The organism is Streptomyces sp. NPDC028289, assembly GCF_055565975.1.
On sequence record NZ_JBVHTI010000017.1, the window covers coordinates 25,733 to 43,785 of the forward strand.

Here is an 18,053-nt window from a genome sequence, read left to right on the forward strand (position 1 = left end):
GCGCTGAGCAACGTAGCAGTTGTGGAATGAGTGTTCAGCTCCGATGTCACATGTTGGTCCCACACCGGTTCCACACCGGTTCCACACCGGTTCCGCGTCGGTCGAGGTGTCGACGGGAGGGGTGTCGCCGTCCCGAGTCTCGGACGACAGCGGCTCGGTTCTCACACCGGATCGATCCGGATCGTGGCGGCACGGGCCTTCGGGGCGGCGACCAGGGCGTCCGCCACCGGGCCGTACTTGTCGCGGAAGGCGGCGTCGAGTCCGGCGGGCGGCCGGAGGCCGTCCGCCGTCAGGCGGACGTCGCGGGTCACGGAGCCCAGCCGGATCCTGCCGCGCCCGTGTTCCCGGGCCGCGCGGTACCAGCGGGAGCCAACGCCCCGGTAGGCCCGGACGTACAGTTCGCCGTCCACGAGCGCCATGCCGATCTCCACTCCGGGGCCCTCCCCGTCCCCGGCGGTCAGGACCAGGGAGTAGGTATCGGTGAGCAGGGTCCGCTCCTCGGGTGTCCAGGTGTTCATCGGGTCAGGTCCTCGGTTCGTGGTGTGCCGGGTCTGCGCGCGGTCCACGAGTTGAGGATGCGCAGGGCGTCGTGGGAGGTGGTGCCGGTCTCGGCGGTGAGGGTCATCAGGCGCTGTCCTGAGCCGTCCGGGCTGGTCCAGGTGTCGCAGTCGAGGGTGAGGTCGCCGACCAGCCGGTGGCGGTAGTGCTTGGTGCCGTGTCCGGCGCCGGTCACGTGGTGTTCGGCCCACCAGGTGCGGAAGTCCGCGTCCTGGATGGTCAGGGTGCCGACCAGACGGGTGAGTTCCGGGTCGTCGGGTTCGGCGGCGGCCGCCATGCGCAGGGCGGCGACGGCGTCCCGGGCGTCGTGCTCCCAGGAGAGGTGCAGTTCACGGACGACCGGGTCGGTGAACAGCAGGTACACGTAGTTGCGCCGGTCGACCGGTACGGCGGCGAAGTCGGTGTAGAGGGCGACGGCGGCCTGGTTCCAGGCCAGGATGTCCAGGCGCCGGCCGAGGACGAGCGCCGGTGTGTCGGTGAGCTGGTCGAGCAGGCGGCGCACGGCGGGCCGCACCTGCTGGGCGGGCCGGCGGCGGCGCTGGCGGGCGCCGCTCCGGCCGGCGAGTTCGTACAGGTAGGTCTTCTGGTCGTCGTCGAGGCGCAGGGCGCGCACCAGGGTGACCAGCACGGGCCCGGAGGCGCGGACCCGGCCCTGCTCGAGCCGGGTGTAGTAGTCCACGCTGATCGCGGCGAGCCGGGCGACCTCCTCGCGGCGCAGCCCGGCGACCCGGCGCGGGGTGTCCGCCTCGGGCAGACCGCACTCCCGTGGCGTCAGCTGCGCCCGACGCGCCCGGAGAAAGGCACCGAGAGGGGAGTCGGGTGTCTGTTTCATGTCCCCAGTGTCATGCGGCCGGGGCCGGCGCGACACAGGTGTGAGGGGGCAGGATCTTTCCCAGGCAGAAACCTGGCTCTCCCGGCCGGGGCCGGCCGGACGCATGGTGGATGTGTGCCCGGCACGGACGGTGCGGACACCGAGCCCACCGACCGGTGCGGCGGCCACCGGACTTCATAGTCACCCACAGGAGAGTTCCCCCATGACCAGGACCCGTGTCACCTTCGACAGCGCCGGCATCGAGATCGCCGGTCACCTCTACACCCCCGGCACCGCGGCACCGGGTCCGCGGCCCGCGATCGTGGTCGGTCACCCCGGCAGCGGGGTCAAGGAGCAGACGGCCGGTCTGTACGCCGGCCGGCTGGCCGAACAGGGCTTCGTGGCGCTCGCCTTCGACTCCGCCTTCCAGGGCGAGTCCGGCGGTCTGCCGCGCGGTCTGGAGGACCCCGCGCACCGGGTCGAGGACCTCAAGGCCGCCGTCTCCTTCCTCACCACGCGCGACGAGGTCGACGCCGACCGCATCGGCGCCCTGGGCATCTGCGCCTCCGGCGGCTACGTGCTCACCGCCACCGGAGGCGACCACCGGATCAAGGCGGTGGCCACCGTCAGCGGCGTCGACATCGCCCGCCAGTTCCGCCTCGGTGCCGACGGCACCCAGGACCCTGCCGTCTTCCAGGGCATGCTGGACGCCGCCGCCCAGGCCCGTACCGCCGCCGCCCGCGGCGCGGAGCCGGCGGTCCTGCCGATCTTCCCGGAGACGGCCGAGCAGGCCGCGCTCGGCGGCGAACACGGTGCCGACGGCTTCGACTACTACTGCACGCCCCGCGGGGCGCACGAGCGGTCCGCGAAGTTCTTCGTCTGGGAGAGCGTCGACAAGATGGCCGCCTTCGACGCCTTCCAGGCCGTTCCCCTGATCGGCGACCGTCCGCTGTTGCAGATCGTCGGCACCCGTGCCATCACCTCGTGGATGGCCGTCGACGTCCACCAGCGTGCCACCGGCCCGAAGGAACTGCACTGGATCGAGGGGGCGAGCCACGTCGACCTCTACGACAAGAAGGAGTACGTCGACCCGGCCGTCGCGAAGCTCACCGACTTCTTCACCGCGGGCCTCGGCGCCGGGAAGTGACCCCGCCCACGACGGCATGACGAAGGGGCCGGCGGCTGGTGCCGCCGGCCCCTTCGTGCCGGGGGGTCACTTGGCCTGGAGGGGACCCGCGAAGGACTTGCGCAGGGAGCCGGGGGCGGCGAGGGGGAGCAGGGAGGCGAGCATCTTGCCCTTGAGGGTGGCCGGCTGTCGGGTGAGCTCGACGTCGACGCGAGTGCCGTCGCCCTCGGGGGTCATCCTGAACACCCAGCCGCCGCCGGCGCCGAAGAGCTTGGAGTCGAGGGTGGTGACGGTGACGGTGTCGCCGCCGGGCTGCCATTCGTAGCGGGCCCGCTCCCAGGCGGCGGCGGTGCCCTCGGTGACCTCGGCCCAGGTGTCGCCGAGGTCGTGGACCTCGAAGTGGTCCGCGTGGATGGTGGGCCAGGACTCGGCGCGGGAAGGACCGAAGTCGGTCAGCACCCCCAGCACGTCCTTGGGAGCGAGCGTGGAGACGAGGTGGAAGCGTACGACTGCCATGGGATGTGTCCTCACCGAGAAGTAACTGGTCTGGCCGGTGACGAAAGGCTCGCACGCATTCCCGTCACCCGTCAAGCCGGTTACTCTTGAAAGGTGTTCAGCCACCTGTCAGGAGGGTCTCGTGAGACATGTGTTTCCGTGCGGGACGCCCGCGCTCGACTTCGTGGGCACCCTTCAGGCGCGGCGCGCGCCCGCTCCGATCGAGCGGCTCACCACCCCCGGACTGCTCGACTCCTGGTTCGTCGAGTCCGGCCTGCTCGATCGGGAACCCGGCTCCGGTCAGGCGGACCTGCGCGCGGCGACAGCGCTGCGCGAGGCGATCTACGCCCTGGTCGGGGCGCGTCTCGCCGGTCGGCTGCTGCCCGCCGTGGCGGTCGCCGCGGTGAACCGGCAGGCCGCCTCCGTGCCGGTGACGATGTGCCTGGGTGCCACGGGCACAAGTCGCTACGGTACGGCCGGCCAGGCCCTGACCGACCTGGCCCGCGCCACGGTGGAGATGGTCGCGGGCGCCGAGGCGGACCTCCTGCGTGAGTGCGGGCACCCCGACTGCACACACGTCTACCTCGACCGCTCGAGAGGCCGCCGACGTGAATGGTGCGCGATGCGGACCTGCGGGAACCGTGCCAAGGCGGCTGCCCTGCGAGCCCGCCGCCGAGGATGAACGCGGGCCGGATCCGACCGGTTGAGCGCGGCCTCGGGTTCGTCTCCGGAACGTGCCCGCGGGCCCGACGCGTGCTCAGTCCAGGGCCCGCAGGGCTCCGCTGACCGCCGATTCCAGGAACGTGCGGTCCACGCGTGCCTGGCCCACCACACGCATGCCCTGGACGAACGTGGTGAGGAAACGGGCCAGTTCCACCGGACTGCGCTCGCCGTTCAGCTCCCCCCGCTCCCGGGCCCGCTCCAGCGCCTCGGTCAGCACGGACTCCAGGGCGGTCATCGTCAGCCGCACCTGCTCCACCGTCACGTCGTGCGCTGCGCGTTCGGTGGCCGCGTTCACCAGCAGACAGCCGCGCTCGGGGTCGGCCGCGTCGGCCGCGACCATCGCCACCAGCAGCGCGTGCAGAGCCGTACGGATGTCGGCGCCGGCCCGCACGTCCCGGTCGAGGGCCGCCACCATGACGTCGCAGTAGCGGGCCAGGGCGCGGGCGTACAGGCCGTCCTTCGAACCGAACGCCGCGTACAGGCTGCCGGTGCCGATCCCAGCAGGGCCGTGAGCTGCGGCATCGCCGTGGCGTGGTAGCCCTGCCGCCAGAACAGGCCCATGGCCTGCTCCACAGCCACGTCGGTGTCGAACTCACGAGGGCGTGCCACCCCGGGCTCCTTTCCTCGGCGGGGCCGTCGGGCCGGTGTGCGCCGGCGGGGTCTCCGCGGCAGCACGAGGGCGTCGATCGGCGTACGGCGGGGGTACCCGGTCCGGGGCCCTGGACATGGAGAAGCGGAACACGGGCCCGACACTTGCAGGACGGCCACCCACCGGCATGAGTCGATCGACTGCAAACATGGAATCGGGGGGGTGTTCTCGTCCTTGCCCCGGTGCGACTCCGCGTGCGGCCGGGTTCCATGTCGATACGGGGAGGGGCATGCTCGGCCGGGCATTGTGCGTTTAGCCTCGTCCACATTGACGGCAACAGCCCGAGGACCAACATGCAGGTGCACCTGAACCCCCCGCTTGAGCCCGGCAACGCGTCCCGGCACGCCGCCGCCATCGTCGCGACCGCGGCCGACATCAGCGGTGCGGACCTGGACTACAGTCCGGAGAGCATCGTGCTGGTGGAGGACATCGTCGACGGGTTCCGGGCCGAGGGTGTCACCGGTGAGGACATGGCGGAGTCCCTCGTCGCCTTCGGCTGCTACGTCGGTGAGATCCTCACCCGGCACGCCGGCGGAGTCTGGCGGTACGCGCAGGCCCCGCAGTCGGCGGACCTTCCGCTGGTGGTGGAGCTGCCCGACGCACGGGAGTGCCACCCGATCGACTGGGTCTTTTGCCGTCTCCGGTTCGGAACCGATGTCAGCATCCGCGACCTCTACGCTGCCGCCGGCACCGGGCACGGGCCCTCGGACGAGCCGGCGTCCGGATGACCACGTATGCGGCGGCACGCCACGCACATGCGACAGAGGTGAACGCACAGGGGCATGGGTACGCAGACGGGCGGTAGGGGCGCATACCGGTGCTGAACACACACCCGCGAGTACGTACGCGAACGGAATCTGCCGGGGACGGCGCACGGAAGGAACTTTCGTCGTTCCGGGAGATGTTCCGGGAGATGTGGGAGGGCGTGGAGTGAGGACGCACATCGGCCGGAACAGCACGGACCGCGACAGCATGGGTCCCGGCAGTGCGGGGCCGGGGGAGACCGGTCCGGACGATGCCGGTCTGGTGGGCCGTGACCACGAGAAGCAGCTGATCACCGAACTGCTGGCAGAACTTCCCCGGGGCGGACGGGTGCTGCGCGTCCGCGGCGCCGCGGGGACGGGCCGGTCCGCGGTCGTACGCTTCGCGGAGGCGGCCGCCGGGCGCCGGGGCATTCGGGTGCTGTCGACGGCATGGGCGTCCGCCGAGCGGACCCTGCCGTACGCCGCGCTGCACGGCCTGCTCCGTCCCGAACTGGCACGGCTGGGCGAGCTTCCGGCCCCGGAACGCGCCGTGTTGGACGCCGCCTTCGGCGGTGGCCCCGCCACGCCGGACCCGGCCGGTCCGGCAGCAGCCGCACTGTGCCTGCTGGCCGGGGCACCGGAGCCGGTGCTGCTGTGCGTCGACGACCTCGACCGGCTCGACTCCGCGAGCCGCGACACCCTGAACGCCCTGGCGCGGCTCTGCGGTGACACGCATGTGGGCATGATCGTCGCCGAGCGCGCGGCCCCCGGGACCCCGTCCGCGCCGTCGGACCCGCTCACCGCCGCGCTCGAAGGCCTGCCCGCCCCCGAGGCCCGGATCCTCCTCCACCGCGCGGGACGGGTCGTCGGGTACACCGAGGAGCAACTCGTCCTGGCCGTCGCCGGGGGGAACCCGCTGGCCCTCACGGAACTCTCGCTCGGGGCAGGCCCGCTCGGCGACACCGCGGGCTTCGGCATGCTGCCGGCCACGGCGCGGCTGGCCGAGGCGCACCGGGAGGATCTCAAGGGGCTGTCGGTGCCGGCCCGGAGTGTACTGCTCGTCGCCGCGCTGAGCGCGGCACCGCTCGCACGGGACGTCCTGGCGGCGAGCACCCTGCTGCTGGGCAGCACCGACGCGGCCCGAGCCGGACTCGCCGAGCTCACCGGTCACGGCCTCCTCACCGCGCCGCCGCCCCGGGCCGGCCCGGATCCGGCCCCGGCCGGTCTGGAGGTGCCCGGCACTCTCCGGGGGAGATTCCCCTCGGGTCCGGGCGTGCGTGGAGGTCTCATGGGTTCCTTTCCGGCGTGGCCGAGGACGGTGCGGTGCTGCGGGGAGGGGGCGGCCGACCGGTCTTCTCGGCGGTCGGGCCCTGCCACACGTGCGGCACACGACTGATACCGGTCCGCGGACGCAGACTCAAACCGGCGCATCGGCGGCGCGGCCGAGTGCGGGCGGCGCACCACCGAGCGCTCCGTGTCGCGGACGGCGTTCGGCAGTGGGGGAGTTGCTCCTAACCGCCCATCCTGTGAGCGATGACGGAAACAGGGCGCCGCCCCGCGCTCCTGAGTCCAGATGCCCATGTGTGCCGGGTCCCCGAGCGGCTCGAAGTCGCAGGGGGTGGTGCGAACGAGCCTGCCGGCGGACGCCGGGCCACGGACGGAGTCCAGCGCTCGTCGGCCTGCTGAGCAGGCCGGGAAGGTCCATGACGTCTTCGAGCAGACGCCAAGGGATCTCAGCCGACGTGGGCTGCCGAAGGCAGCACGCAAACCGTTCGGCGAGCCGGGGAGCGCTTATGCCGACACACTTGCCCACCCCGGAGATGTGTGCCGCGGTCTGGTCTCCGTTGCGCAACCACGCCGTGATGCACGCATCGCGTAGGGCGGCAGCATTCCGGCCGAGTGGCGAGTCGATCTCGTGCGATTCCAGCACCGCCGACCGCGCCTGCCTCCACACCTCCGATAGGCTGAGCCCGTCAATGGGCGCCCGTCGTCGAGGACGAACATGAGGTCATCGGGGTGGAGATCACACCGGCAATCTCAGCCTCCAGAAGCGCCACCAAGTCCGGGCACGCGGGAACCCGCCGCGCGATGACCGCACCGGTCGCATCCTCCACACGACGCTGTCGGCCCTGCGAGTGGATCAGCAGAACCTTGCTGTCATCTTCATCGAATTCCAGGTCTCGTACACGCAGCGCCAGCCCTTCCTCCGACCGCAGTGCCGCAAGAGCCACGGACGCCAGAAAGGCACGCATCACGAGTCATTTCTGCGACCGTGAACCACCCAGTCCAAGATCAAAGAATACTGCCGCTCGGTCAGGAACGACGATCCTTCGTCAGCAACTACATTCACGGGAAGGCTCCTTGGGAGTAAAAAATGGGGACGGGCATAACGCCGGGTTCGCCGCACGCGATCCCAGAGCAGCCGAACATCTTCAATGATCCGGAGAATCAGCGGTTTGGGTAACCGGCGATCCCGTGTTATGTTGCCGCTCGCACCGCAGGCGTCGCTGGTGCCGCCGCCTTCCAACAACCGTTCTAGGTTTGCTTGAAGTCAGCGATCTATTCCAGCCCGTTCGGGCCTCAACCTGTCTGCTGTCGGCGAATCATCGTGAAGGCCGCACCCCAAAGCACCCATGACAAACACCTCAACCACAACTATTTAGACCGTGTCCTATGTGGTGAGGGGGACTAGTCGCTTGTAGCGGCACAAGGCGGCGAGGCCGGGAAAGGCCAGGAGTTGCGGGGGTGGCGTTCGTAGCGGGGGCCGAGCCGGCGGTAGCCGGACAGCCACAAGATCGTCCGCTCGATCACCCGCCTGCGGCGGCCCAACCGTTCGCTGGACTCGATGCCTTTGCGGGCGACGCGCACGCCGATGCGCATGCCTCGTAACCATTTACGCAGGTGGGGGACGTCGTACGCCTAGTCGGCGTGCAGGCGTTGGGGCTTGAAGTAGCGGCCGCGATGGGGGTCGTGTCTCCTTACGTTGTTCCTGGGTCTGATTCCGGTCACTCGTAGGATCGGAAGGCCCAGGGATGCTGGGTGTGGCTGCGTGTCTCCAGTCCGTTGGTGGCTTCAAACGATTGGCCGCCTGGCATCCCACGACGACTCGGCCACTCATTGGGATGCGCGGCAAAGGATCGCTTGGTAAGAACACGCTGGCGAGGTCGTCTGTTGGTACACGGGAACGACCTCGGAGGTGGCGGTGCCTGCGGGGTGATACCGAGACCCGAAGCGGTCGGGGGCGCGGGCTCAGTCGGCCGTCGTGACCGCGTCCCTGATGAGGCGGCGGGCGGCCGCGTCGGTACGGGCGACATCATGGGTCACCAAGCGGTCCTGGCACAGACCGCGTAGGCCGGAGACGATGAGCGTGGCCGCTGTCCGCGCCTGCTGTGGCGGGTGACCCAGCCGGACGTAAGCCGCGGCGATGGGGCCGATCATGACCTCGACGGTCTCGGCCGCGATGTCGCCGTACTGCTCGGGATCGGTGGCGGCCAGGCTGAGCAGCTGCAGCAGCATGCGGACCGGCCCGGACTGCTCCCCGACGGTCATCGCCTCCCACAGGGTATGAGCCGCCTTGCGCAGCCCCGCGCTGTCGCGGACGTCGTCGAACATTGCGTGCGCGTCGGGACGGCAAGCGGCCAGCGCCTGGGCCAGCAGGTTCTCACGGCTGCCGAAGTAGTACAGAAGCATGCGTTTGGTGGTGCCGATCGACTCGGCGAGCGGACTCAGCGACATCTGCGCGACGCCGTGGTGCTGCAGGTGGTTCACCACCTGCTTCAGCAGCTCGGCGCGCTTCTCGGCGTTGACGGGGCGAGGCACGCTTTGACTGTACCGACCGGTACGCGTATGGTCCAGGCAGACGTAAATGTGCCGATCGGTACGTTAATCGAGGTGGCGCCATGGCGACGGTCAGGCGCGGCACAGCCGAGGGAGGCGCCGTGAACCTGGTTGGATCGCGAACAGTGAGGGACCACCGGTACCGGAGGGGCGGCCTAGTGGTGACCGGGGATCTGGTCGGCCGAGTGTGCCGCGGTCTCTGCGGCTTGGCCCGCCGTGGCGGCCAGGGGGTGGTCCTGTGAAACACCGGATCGCGCGTCCCCGGGGCATATCCGTGGCCAGAGTCCTCGTCGAGACCCTCACGATCCCCGCAGTGCTCTTCCTCGGCCTGCTGTTCAGCTTCCCCATGGCCTTCCACCAGCCTCAGCCCCACCACACCAAGCTCGTGATCGCCGATCCCGCGGTGGAACACAGGGTCGAGGCCGCACTGCAGCGGCAGCATCCCGGCGGGTTCGACGTCACCGCCGTCCCGGACGCCCGGGCAGCCCGCCGGGCGGTGCTGGACCGGGACGCCGCGGCAGGCTTCGCCGCCACGGGTAGACATGCCGCGGTGCTCTACGTGGCCAAGGCCAACGGCGCGTCCCTCGAGCAGGCGCTGTCCAAGGGCTTCACCCAGCTCGCGGCGCACAACCACCAGAAGCTCACCGTCACGGACGTAGCCCCCACGGTCAGCAAGGACGGGTCCGGCGCGACCCTGGTCTACTTCGGGATCGCCTGGAACGTCCCCGGCTACATACTCGCCACGACCCTGCTGCGGGCGGTGACCTTCAACCGGCGCAACAAGCTCATCACGGTCGCGGGCGCCGCCGGCCTCTTCAGCGCCGTGGGTTTCCTCGTCGGCGCGGGACTGGGCTTCTTCCCCAACAACCCCGCGGCCCTGGCGATCGCCTTCCTGCTCACCACGGCCGTGGCCACGTTCTCCCTCGGCATGGCTCCCTTCGTCAAGCACTTCTTCCCCCTGGCGGGTCTGGGCCTGTACGTCGTGCTGAGCGTTCCCTCCAGCGGCCTGGTCCCCGTCCAGCTGCTGCCGGGGTTCTTCCAAGCCCTGCACGCCGTCATGCCGCTGGGCAACGCGGTCGACGCCCTGAGAGGAGTGCTGTACTTCGGCGGCGCCGGGGTGCTGAAGCCGGTCCTCGTCCTGTGCGGGTGGATCGCCGCGGGTTGGGCGCTGCTGGGCCTCGACGCCTGGCACCACCACCGCATGGCCGTACGACGGGGAGCGCAGGACGAGCCGCAGGACATTCCCGAACCGCCGGTGGAGGACCCCTCCCTGGAGACGCCCACACCCACCGCGCTACCTGTCCACCCCCACCACTTCGGCGAGCCGTTGCCGATGCTGGAGGGCACCGTCCACGACGGCGAACAGCAGCCCGTCCGCCATGCCGCGGTGACCGTCATGGACACCGGCGGCCGGCAGTTGGTGCGGACCACGACGAACGCGCGCGGCGAGTACGCCGTGACCGGACTGCCCGAGGGATACATCAGCGTCGTCGTCTCGCACCCCGGCCGAGACCCCCTGGTCCACCAGAAGCTGCTGCAGTCCGGTGTGGCCGTCCGGGCCGACTTCACCCTGCACGACCGGCGCAACGGCACGTCAGTCCGCGCGGGCGCTCCACGCCTCGACCTCGGACACGCGAGACACGGATCCTGAGACCACACGGATGGCGCCAGCCGGGGCCGACGAGTTCGATGCCCCATGCGCGATGCACACCGCGACGATCTTGGTTTCCCGGGAAGCCGCCGCGCCGCGTGGCGGTGGCCCCCGGAACCATCGCACGGCTGGAGGATGCGGCCGAAACCATCGCTCTCTTTGCTGGATGTAAGCGGAAAACAAGAACGCCGGGATCGGCAGCGGCCCGCCCTGGAGGGAAACACATGTCTGACAAGAATCACGCCACGGTGGCGGTCACCGGGGTGACCGGTGCGCTCGGCAGCCGGATCGCAGCCCGACTCGCCGACCACGGCGTCCCGCAACTCCTCGTCGGACGTAGTCCCGACCGCATCCCCGAACTGCCAGGCGCCCAGCGACGCGGTCCGGCCGCCTACGCCGACGCCGCAGACATGCGCAGGGCGCTCGAGGGCGCATCGACCCTCATCCTGGTCTCCGGACACCGTACGGGTCGCCGGCTGGAAGAACACGCCACCGCGGTCGAGGCCGCGATCGCGGTCGGCGTGAGCCGGGTCCTGTATGTGTCCCTCGTCAGCGCGGCGCCCACCGCCACCTACCTCAACGCCCGTGACCAGTGGCTGACCGAACAGTTCCTGGCAGGGACCAGGATCCGCCACACAGTGCTCCGGGCGGGCTTCTACGCGGCGACCCCTGCCGCCCTCGCCAACGAGGAACTTGTCGTAAGCGGCCCTGCGCCGACAGGCCGGGCCGCCTTCGTCACCCACGAGGACATCGCCGACGTGATCACGGCCGTCGCCATCGAGGACGGTCCCCGCTCCGAGTACGACGGCGCGACCCTGGAGATCACCGGGCCCGAGGCCCTGACTCTCGACGAAGCTGTCACTCGGATCGCCGCAGCCACCGGTCGGCACTACCGCTACGAACCCGAGACCCTCGAGGAAGCCTTCGCACGGCGATGGCGACTGGGCATGAGCGGGGAACAGATCGAGACCTGGATCTCGTGGTATCAGGCGATCGAGAGGGGCGAGGTTTGCACGGTCACCGACGTGGTTCCTCGGCTCACCGGCTCACCGGCGACCCCGATCTCGAACGCAGCCTGGTGGCCCGCGCCGAACACCGCCCGGGGTACCGCTGAGTTCAGGCGGAAGCGAAGCTAAGGCGGTGCCCTGTGTGGTGAGGCGGTCGTTGGGCTGTGCATGGAGCGGGGTGAGTTGGGTTGTCCCGGACGGTCTATCGGGGATCGCAAAGCCGCTGATGCCGCGGTCGAAGGTGCGGCCTCAGGGTGGCGGGACGCACGACAATCGACGGTGCCGCGAAGTGCTCACGCAGGTGGTCGGCGGCGCGCACGAGACCGTCGGAGCTGAACCTGCTGCCGGCGAAGTCGCCCCGGGCTCCTCGATGCCGGCGAGATTCACATTGAGGACCGCGATTCCGTGTCCGGCCAGCTCCCGGCGGATCCGGGCGGCCGCCAACCAGTCCCTGCCGCACGTAAAAAGCAGGGGCGAATACGGCGTACGCCCAAGGCGTCCCCTCAGGAAGGCCCAGGCGAGCCTCGGGAGCGCTGTCCATCAGTGCGTGCAGGCATGCTGCAGTACGAGAACAAGGCTGACACCGAGGACGAGTGCGATCACTCCCAGGACCATCACTTTCGTCTGATCGCAAATCTGCGGCCGTTCATTCGTGCGGAGGGCTCGGTTCCTACCGGCGACTCGAAGTCCTTGACGGCCCGGACAGCGAGCCGGCCGTCGCCCGCACTGCAGGCCCGCAAGACCTGCCGGACACACCCGACATCCGCGCGGGCGAGGGGCTACTGGTTTTCTACCTGGTCAGAATGGCACGGCAAGGAACTGAGGCGCATCACAATGATCTGGTGTCCGACCGTTCCCTCCCTTGTCGCGAGTAATTCCTCCTTACTGGTGACCGTGCGTTGGCGACGAGATACCCGACGACGCACACAGGGATCGCCCTGAGTCGATCTTTCTGCGGTCAAGCCCGAAAGGGACGCCTCGAAGAAGGGTGGCGAGTCGCACGCCGACCAATCACTCGATCGTGCGATGCTCCCCGCCCTTTTCCGATCCATAGTGATTCCTGTTAGCGGTCGATAAAACAAGGAGAAATAATCATGGAAAAGCTCGCACATCGCATCGGGATCGCGACTGCGTCTCTTGCAGTCACCGCAGGTGTTCTCTTCGCTTCCAGCAGTTCGGCGAGTGCGGCCGCTTTCCCGGCGATAACGCCCACCCCCGCCCAATCAGGTGTGGTTGCGGGGACGGGAGCCACCGGCTGGAACCACGGCGGGTACGGCGGAGTCAGGAGTGAGGGCTGCCGCCACCACGGGAACCCCTCGGACGGGCACTGCGGCCGCTACGCCTACGACCGCCTCGACCGCTTCTACCCCTGGGTCTGGGACCAGCTCACGGAGCTCGGACACGTCAGCTGACCCGGGGTGTCCGTCAACGCGAGACCCCCGCACCAGCATCACACCCCGAGCAACCGGCAGCGCCAGAAGCCGCCCAGCCCTCCACCCCTCGCCGTCGAACGCATCCAGCGCATATCTGCCACACCAACACCTGCCCCGTCGGCCTCGCCACCCAGGACCCGCTTCGCGTCAGCGCATCGGACGTCCACGAAACATCGGCTCGAGTCCACCGCTTCCAGTCCGCCACGGCGCAAGATCATCGCTTCGCCGGCCGCATGTGAACCCGCTGATTGTGCCAGCGCACGCTGCGCCGACGTGTAGACCTGGTCACTGCCCAGTCCCATGCGGAGGAGAGGGAGTCTCCTCGTGGCCAGAACCTCGCCCCCCGTCATTGAGGCTGGAGGAGCGCCACCAGCTTGCGGTGAGGCCGCAAGCTCCTCATCCACGCCTACCGCGTACTGCGCGAACTCGACGCAGCACACCAGGGAGAAAGTCCAGCTCACGACTTGATGACCCTCCGCACACGGACTTGACGACTAATCAGTGAGAGCATCACCCTGCGTCATTAGATCTGTCGCGATGCCCACAAGGAGCTCCGCGCCAGGAGTGCTGACTGCGCAAGGACCGCTCACTGGATTATGCGATGCACAGCGAACACTGATGGTGTTGCTATTCAGTTCCTGATAGAAGCCGGGGGTGTTTTGCACGATGAGCGGTATTGAAAGTGCCCTGAGCTCTACGCCAGCTGAGTCTCAACCTTCCTCGTCTTGTCACACGCGCATCCCGGAGTGCGCCACCACCGATCTCGACTCTCCGAAGTATGAGCCAGGCCAAACATTCACAGACGGACTGGAGCCCTGGCTTTCAGCCTGGCTGGCAGTCGGTCAGGAGAATCACTGACATGAAATGCCATTCACCTCGTTGAAGCTGATGAGCCGACAATGGTTGACACCGTCATCTGGTTGATCGGATTCTGCTACCACGTTGCCCCCGATCGTATAATTCGGTGCTTCTACCTGGTCGACAACGCCAGGGACCAGCAAGAGACTCGGCGGATCGCCGCCGAACGGGCAGAGACACCCGCCGAACGTGGACGACGCAAGCACCTCATTCTTGACCAGGCTTGGACCGAAATACGGTGCCTGCACTGTGACTCCATCGGCAGATGGAAATTTGAGCTCGCGGAGGATTCCCGCTGAACGTCGTCCGCCACGGCCCAGCACGGAAGCGCCAAGCCGGGCATGGTGCAGTAGCCGGTGAGTCAGTCAGAGCTGGGGAGCGTAGCGAGGGTTTGGCATGGGTGGGACGGTCTCGGACGGGCTGTCCCACCAACGTGTGTCCGCGCCGCAGCTCGTCACAGCGGCGGGGGCGTACTTGGTGGCGACGCCACCATCCGGACCAGTTCACCGCGTCGTCGCGGCATGCAGGAGGGTGGCGGGCTTCAGCTGCCAGCCGACGACGGATTTCAGCTGGTGTGAGGTCCACGAGGTCGGGTGCGTCGGCCGGGTCACCCCATATTCTCACTTCTGGACGGCCCTCACCGTGAGGAACGCGTGGGTGAGCATGGTGAGCATGATGTGCCGGTAACGTGCCATGTAGCGGCGGACCTCGTACTTCTACGACAGTGGCCGCCAGCGGGGCGCAGGCGAGCTAGGGCGTGTCTCTTCGATCAGGTAGCTCGTTGTTCTGGGCATGCTCAGCAGGGGGGATCTGACCGACGACGAGTGGGCCGTGCTGCAGCCGCTGTTGCCGGTGAGCAACAACCGGTGTGGCCGCTGGCGGGACCACCGCCAGGTGGTCAACGGGATCATTCACCGGCTCAGCACCGGGGTGCAGTGGCGTGAGCTGCCTGAACGCTTCGGCCCGTGGAAAACCGTGCACAAGCGCCACTTGCTGTGGTCGGCCGACGGCACTTGGGAGATGTTGCTCCAGCACGTCCTGGCCCTTGCTGACGCCGAGGGGAACATCGACTGGGCCATCAATGTCGATTCCACCTCGGTGCGTGCCCACCAGCACGCCGCCGGAGCGCCCAAGCAGGCGCCGCCGGCACCGCCCAGCTCTTCAAAAGGGGCTCCAGAAAGATCGGTTCCGGTGTCGACCACGGTGAGTCTGCGGCTCCTGCTGGAGGAGGCGGTGCGGCAGGCGAGGCCCTCGGCCGCTCCCGTGGCGGTCTGACCATGAAGATTCACCTAGCGGCGGAGGGGAAGTGCCGCCCGCTGTCGATGGTCATCACGCCGGGGCAGCGGGCGGACTGCACCCAGTTCGAACCGGTCATGGAGAAGATCTGCGTGCCCCGCAGGGGGCGTGGCCGTCCGCGTCGCACCCCTGCCAGCGTGAGCGCGGATAAGGCGTACAGCAACCGCAAGATCCGCTCCTACCTCCGTAAGCGCGGCATCCGGCACGTGATCCCGGAGAAGAAGGACCACAAGGCCGCCCGCCTGTGGCGGGGTTCACGTGGCGGACGGCCCCCGGGCTTCGACAAGGAACGGTACAAAGACCGCAACACGGTGGAGCGGGCCATCGGGAAGCTGAAGCAGTTCAGAGCCGTGGCCACCCGGTATGACAAGCGCGGATACGTCTACCTCGGCACCGTCACCGCTGCAGCAGTCGTCATCTGGCTCCGCTCGTGATCGGCCGGAGCCTCTGGGGGGCGACAATGGGTGTTCGAACCGGGGTTCACAGCAGTGTTCGCCCGTTCCATGTCAGGAGGAGCTATGCAACGGGGCGAAGTCTGGCGGGCCGATTTCGGCGAGCGGCGCCTGGTCGTGCTGCTCTCGGGGGAAGAAGCATCCGAGGTCCGGGCGATGCAGGTCGTCGCTCCTGCGGGCACCGAGCTCAGCGGTATGGCCGCTGAGCTGGCAGTAGGAGCCTGCGAAGGATCCCCTCTTGAAGGTGTGTTGCGGGTTGCACTTCCGCGGCCAGGCCTGATCCCCTGCACGTGGCTGGTCACCCTCACCCGGGAAGACCTGATCGAGCGGGTGGGAGCCCTGTCGTCCGCGAAGCTCGGTGAACTCCAGGATCTCCTCCGCCTCGGAGGACTTGAGTAGGCGCTCGTGGGACAGCGATCACCCGCTACGACAGGCGCATACGTCCAGCCCGTCACCGCCTCCGCACTCCTCCTCTCCGATCATGATCGGAGAGACGCGACCTAGTACGCGAATTCGTCGGGCTCGCTCATGCTGCGGCGAGCCAGCATCCGCCGCTGCCGGGTCGGCTCGTCGCCGCCGAACTCCCACACTGCGGGCAAGCGGGCGGCTGCCCAGTCGTAGAACCGTTCGCCCATGGCTCCCGCACCCGCCGACAGATGCTGCCATGCCTCGGGCGGGGCCTGGGCGAGGACGTGGTCGATGCGCGGGCCGTGCACGGGCCGCGACTTGGGCACGGCGAAGAGCGGCGGGGGGCCGGCGTCGATGGCGCACCCCGCCCGCTCACCGCGGCGAGACCAGTCAAGCGGCGAAACGATCAGGATCGGCGGCCTTCCAGTCCACCGCCCAGGACTCCGGCGGCTCGATCAGCAACTGCCCCGGGTCCAGCCATTCATAGAGCTCCGCGTAGGAGCGGACCGTGACCGGATCCACGCGCCGGCGCAGCATGTGCGGGCGCAGCTCGGCCGGTCCGTTCACGCCGAGCGAGGCGATGATCTTCAGGGAGCTGTTCACCGTGGCGGACTGGAAGCGCTGGACCCGGATCGACTTGTCGCCGACGTGCAACGCGCGGGCGCGGCGCGGGTCTTGTGTGGCGACTCCGGCGGGGCAGGTGTTGGTGTGGCAGCTCTGCGCCTGGATGCAGCCGATCGCGAACATCATGGCGCGAGCCGCATTGGTGAAGTCGGCGCCCTGCACCATGCGCTTGACGATGTCGGCTCCGGTGGCCACCTTGCCGCTGGCGCCGATCCTGATCCGGTCCCGCAGGCCGGCGCCGACCAGAGCGTTGTGGACCGTGATGAGGCCCTCGGTGAGGGGGCTGCCCAGATGGTCGGCGAACTCCAGCGGGGCGGCTCCGGTGCCGCCCTCCGCTCCGTCGACGATGATGAAATCGGGCGCGGTGCCCTCCTCGATCATGGCCTTGCACACCGCCAGGAACTCACGCCGGGAGCCCACACAGAGCTTGAAGCCGACCGGCTTGCCCCCGGACAGCTCGCGCATCTCGGCGATGAACCGGATCAGTTCCCTTGGGGTACTGAAAACCTCGTGGTAGGGGGGCGAGATGACAGTCCGCCCCTCGGGGACTTCGCGTACCCGGGCTATCTCGGCGGTGACCTTCTCCCCGGGCAGCACTCCTCCGATGCCGGGTTTGGCTCCCTGGGACAGCTTCAGCGACACGCACTTCACGCTGTCGTGAGCAGCCTTTTCCGCGAACCGTGCCCGGTCGAAACGGCCGTCCGCGGTGCGGCAGCCGAAGTATCCGGTACCGATCTCCCACACCAGGTCGCCACCGTGCCGCAGATGGTATTCCGACAGGCCGCCCTCACCCGTGTCGTGTGCGAAGCCCCCGAGGGCGGCGCCCTGGTTCAGGGCGAGGATGGCGTTGGCGGACAGCGAGCCGAAACTCATCGCCGAGACATTGAACAAGGCCATGTCGTAGGGCTTGGTGCAGTCCGGACCACCGATGCGGACCCTCGGCTGCTCCGCCGGCACCGGGCGTGGCCTCATCGACGACTCGAAGTACTCGTAGCCTTCGGCATAGACGTTCCGTTCGGTCCCGAACGCTTGCTCCGCTTCCAAGCCCTTGGCGCGCTGATAGACGAGGCTGCGCACATCCCGGTCGTAGGGACGGCCGTCGTAATTGCGCTCAATGAAATACTGCTGCAACTCCGGTCGGATCGACTCCAGCATGAAGCGCACATGTCCCAGCACAGGGTAGTTGCGCAGCACCGAGTGGCGCTTTTGGAGGAGATCGTGGGTACCCACGCCCGCCAACGCCGCGCACAGCGCGGCGGCTGGCCACCACCAGGGAGATACGGTCGCTGCGAAGGATCCGAATGCGACTGCGAGGACTCCAATAAATGCGATCGCTGCAATTCTAATCACGTGCGAAACCTACTCCTGCCTCAGTGGCGTCA

17 protein-coding genes and 3 pseudogenes are annotated in these 18,053 nt (G+C 68.8%); 11 read left to right on the forward strand and 9 right to left on the reverse strand.

Annotated features, from left to right (window positions below; translation table 11 throughout):
- Window positions 1-161: 161 nt before the first annotated feature.
- Window positions 162-518: a DUF2255 family protein gene (locus ACZ4UV_RS49710; protein WP_451022160.1), complete on the reverse strand. Its 357-nt coding sequence runs from the start codon at window positions 516-518 to the stop codon at window positions 162-164.
- Window positions 515-1,390: a helix-turn-helix domain-containing protein gene (locus tag ACZ4UV_RS49715; protein WP_467849016.1), complete on the reverse strand. Its 876-nt coding sequence runs from the start codon at window positions 1,388-1,390 to the stop codon at window positions 515-517. The genes ACZ4UV_RS49710 and ACZ4UV_RS49715 overlap by 4 nt, the downstream gene beginning before the upstream one ends.
- Window positions 1,391-1,592: 202 nt before the next feature.
- On the opposite strand from ACZ4UV_RS49715, the gene ACZ4UV_RS49720 reads away from it, so the two are divergent.
- Window positions 1,593-2,516, forward strand: coding sequence for an alpha/beta hydrolase (locus ACZ4UV_RS49720; protein WP_451022162.1), 924 nt, complete (start codon window positions 1,593-1,595; stop codon window positions 2,514-2,516).
- Window positions 2,517-2,582: 66 nt separating this feature from the next.
- Here the strand turns inward: ACZ4UV_RS49720 and ACZ4UV_RS49725 are convergent, their stop codons facing one another.
- Window positions 2,583-3,011 (reverse strand): SRPBCC family protein, encoded by a 429-nt coding sequence (locus tag ACZ4UV_RS49725; RefSeq protein WP_451022163.1) that lies wholly within the window; start codon window positions 3,009-3,011, stop codon window positions 2,583-2,585.
- A 121-nt stretch (window positions 3,012-3,132) separates the two neighbouring features.
- On the opposite strand from ACZ4UV_RS49725, the gene ACZ4UV_RS49730 reads away from it, so the two are divergent.
- On the forward strand, window positions 3,133-3,672 hold the full coding sequence (locus ACZ4UV_RS49730; protein WP_467849023.1) for a CGNR zinc finger domain-containing protein: 540 nt from the start codon (window positions 3,133-3,135) through the stop codon (window positions 3,670-3,672).
- Window positions 3,673-3,747: 75 nt separating this feature from the next.
- On the opposite strand, the gene ACZ4UV_RS49735 is transcribed toward ACZ4UV_RS49730, so the two are convergent.
- A complete protein-coding gene (locus tag ACZ4UV_RS49735; RefSeq protein WP_451022165.1) occupies window positions 3,748-4,128 on the reverse strand; it encodes a TetR family transcriptional regulator C-terminal domain-containing protein in 381 nt (126 codons plus the stop codon).
- Window positions 4,129-4,655: 527 nt separating this feature from the next.
- On the opposite strand from ACZ4UV_RS49735, the gene ACZ4UV_RS49740 reads away from it, so the two are divergent.
- On the forward strand, window positions 4,656-5,090 hold the full coding sequence (locus ACZ4UV_RS49740) for a hypothetical protein (protein ID WP_467849029.1): 435 nt from the start codon (window positions 4,656-4,658) through the stop codon (window positions 5,088-5,090).
- 202 nt (window positions 5,091-5,292) lie between these two features.
- Entirely contained in the window at window positions 5,293-6,501 is a 1,209-nt protein-coding gene (locus ACZ4UV_RS49745) for an ATP-binding protein (protein ID WP_467849033.1), read from the forward strand.
- Between the two features lie 577 nt (window positions 6,502-7,078).
- Here ACZ4UV_RS49745 and ACZ4UV_RS49750 read toward each other — a convergent pair.
- The 3 genes and pseudogenes from ACZ4UV_RS49750 to ACZ4UV_RS49760 all read right to left on the reverse strand — a co-directional run bounded on the left by ACZ4UV_RS49750 (window position 7,079) and on the right by ACZ4UV_RS49760 (window position 8,924).
- A complete protein-coding gene (locus ACZ4UV_RS49750) occupies window positions 7,079-7,357 on the reverse strand; it encodes a hypothetical protein (protein ID WP_451021502.1) in 279 nt (92 codons plus the stop codon).
- A gap of 419 nt (window positions 7,358-7,776) precedes the next feature.
- Window positions 7,777-8,084: pseudogene (locus ACZ4UV_RS49755) on the reverse strand (IS5/IS1182 family transposase); the annotation flags it as partial.
- A gap of 270 nt (window positions 8,085-8,354) precedes the next feature.
- A complete protein-coding gene (locus ACZ4UV_RS49760) occupies window positions 8,355-8,924 on the reverse strand; it encodes a TetR/AcrR family transcriptional regulator (protein WP_467849038.1) in 570 nt (189 codons plus the stop codon).
- 292 nt (window positions 8,925-9,216) lie between these two features.
- Here ACZ4UV_RS49760 and ACZ4UV_RS49765 point away from each other — a divergent pair, with 292 nt between their 5' ends.
- The 7 genes and pseudogenes from ACZ4UV_RS49765 to ACZ4UV_RS49795 all read left to right on the forward strand — a co-directional run bounded on the left by ACZ4UV_RS49765 (window position 9,217) and on the right by ACZ4UV_RS49795 (window position 16,038).
- Window positions 9,217-10,593, forward strand: a complete 1,377-nt coding sequence (locus ACZ4UV_RS49765) for a carboxypeptidase regulatory-like domain-containing protein (protein WP_467849042.1) — start codon at window positions 9,217-9,219, stop codon at window positions 10,591-10,593.
- A gap of 224 nt (window positions 10,594-10,817) precedes the next feature.
- A complete protein-coding gene (locus tag ACZ4UV_RS49770) occupies window positions 10,818-11,729 on the forward strand; it encodes an NAD(P)H-binding protein (RefSeq protein ID WP_451021499.1) in 912 nt (303 codons plus the stop codon).
- Between the two features lie 49 nt (window positions 11,730-11,778).
- A pseudogene (locus ACZ4UV_RS49775) lies at window positions 11,779-11,871 on the forward strand (IS5/IS1182 family transposase); the annotation flags it as partial.
- An 823-nt stretch (window positions 11,872-12,694) separates the two neighbouring features.
- Complete coding sequence (locus ACZ4UV_RS49780) at window positions 12,695-13,012, forward strand: hypothetical protein (RefSeq protein WP_451021498.1); 318 nt, start codon at window positions 12,695-12,697, stop codon at window positions 13,010-13,012.
- A gap of 113 nt (window positions 13,013-13,125) precedes the next feature.
- On the forward strand, window positions 13,126-13,272 hold the full coding sequence (locus ACZ4UV_RS49785) for a glutamate synthase-related protein (protein WP_467849167.1): 147 nt from the start codon (window positions 13,126-13,128) through the stop codon (window positions 13,270-13,272).
- A 1,411-nt stretch (window positions 13,273-14,683) separates the two neighbouring features.
- Window positions 14,684-15,621, forward strand: a protein-coding gene (locus ACZ4UV_RS49790; protein WP_451021803.1) for an IS5 family transposase whose coding sequence is annotated in 2 segments (ribosomal slippage) — window positions 14,684-15,026 and window positions 15,026-15,621 — 939 coding nt in all. Because the reading frame shifts where the segments join, the coding sequence is not laid out codon by codon here.
- Window positions 15,622-15,705: 84 nt separating this feature from the next.
- Window positions 15,706-16,038 (forward strand): type II toxin-antitoxin system PemK/MazF family toxin, encoded by a 333-nt coding sequence (locus tag ACZ4UV_RS49795; RefSeq protein ID WP_451021804.1) that lies wholly within the window; start codon window positions 15,706-15,708, stop codon window positions 16,036-16,038.
- A gap of 104 nt (window positions 16,039-16,142) precedes the next feature.
- Here the strand turns inward: ACZ4UV_RS49795 and ACZ4UV_RS49800 are convergent.
- Together ACZ4UV_RS49800 and ACZ4UV_RS49805 are read right to left on the reverse strand one after the other, a co-directional pair.
- Window positions 16,143-16,379 (reverse strand): annotated as a pseudogene (locus ACZ4UV_RS49800) (IS701 family transposase); the annotation flags it as partial.
- 58 nt (window positions 16,380-16,437) lie between these two features.
- Window positions 16,438-18,012, reverse strand: a complete 1,575-nt coding sequence (locus ACZ4UV_RS49805) for an FMN-binding glutamate synthase family protein (RefSeq protein WP_467849174.1) — start codon at window positions 18,010-18,012, stop codon at window positions 16,438-16,440.
- Window positions 18,013-18,053: the final 41 nt, after the last annotated feature.

What these genes read in the sequence shown, in the direction of transcription:
- ACZ4UV_RS49750 (WP_451021502.1), bottom strand. Translation starts at nt 7,357, where the DNA reads ATGCGTGCCTTTCTGGCGTCCGTGGCTCTTGCGGCACTGCGGTCGGAG.
- ACZ4UV_RS49735 (WP_451022165.1), bottom strand. Translation starts at nt 4,128, where the DNA reads ATGGTGGCGGCCCTCGACCGGGACGTGCGGGCCGGCGCCGACATCCGT.
- ACZ4UV_RS49725 (WP_451022163.1), bottom strand. Translation starts at nt 3,011, where the DNA reads ATGGCAGTCGTACGCTTCCACCTCGTCTCCACGCTCGCTCCCAAGGAC.
- ACZ4UV_RS49780 (WP_451021498.1), top strand. Translation starts at nt 12,695, where the DNA reads ATGGAAAAGCTCGCACATCGCATCGGGATCGCGACTGCGTCTCTTGCA.
- ACZ4UV_RS49770 (WP_451021499.1), top strand. Translation starts at nt 10,818, where the DNA reads ATGTCTGACAAGAATCACGCCACGGTGGCGGTCACCGGGGTGACCGGT.
- ACZ4UV_RS49710 (WP_451022160.1), bottom strand. Translation starts at nt 518, where the DNA reads ATGAACACCTGGACACCCGAGGAGCGGACCCTGCTCACCGATACCTAC.
- ACZ4UV_RS49795 (WP_451021804.1), top strand. Translation starts at nt 15,706, where the DNA reads ATGCAACGGGGCGAAGTCTGGCGGGCCGATTTCGGCGAGCGGCGCCTG.
- ACZ4UV_RS49715 (WP_467849016.1), bottom strand. Translation starts at nt 1,390, where the DNA reads ATGAAACAGACACCCGACTCCCCTCTCGGTGCCTTTCTCCGGGCGCGT.
- ACZ4UV_RS49720 (WP_451022162.1), top strand. Translation starts at nt 1,593, where the DNA reads ATGACCAGGACCCGTGTCACCTTCGACAGCGCCGGCATCGAGATCGCC.
- ACZ4UV_RS49740 (WP_467849029.1), top strand. Translation starts at nt 4,656, where the DNA reads ATGCAGGTGCACCTGAACCCCCCGCTTGAGCCCGGCAACGCGTCCCGG.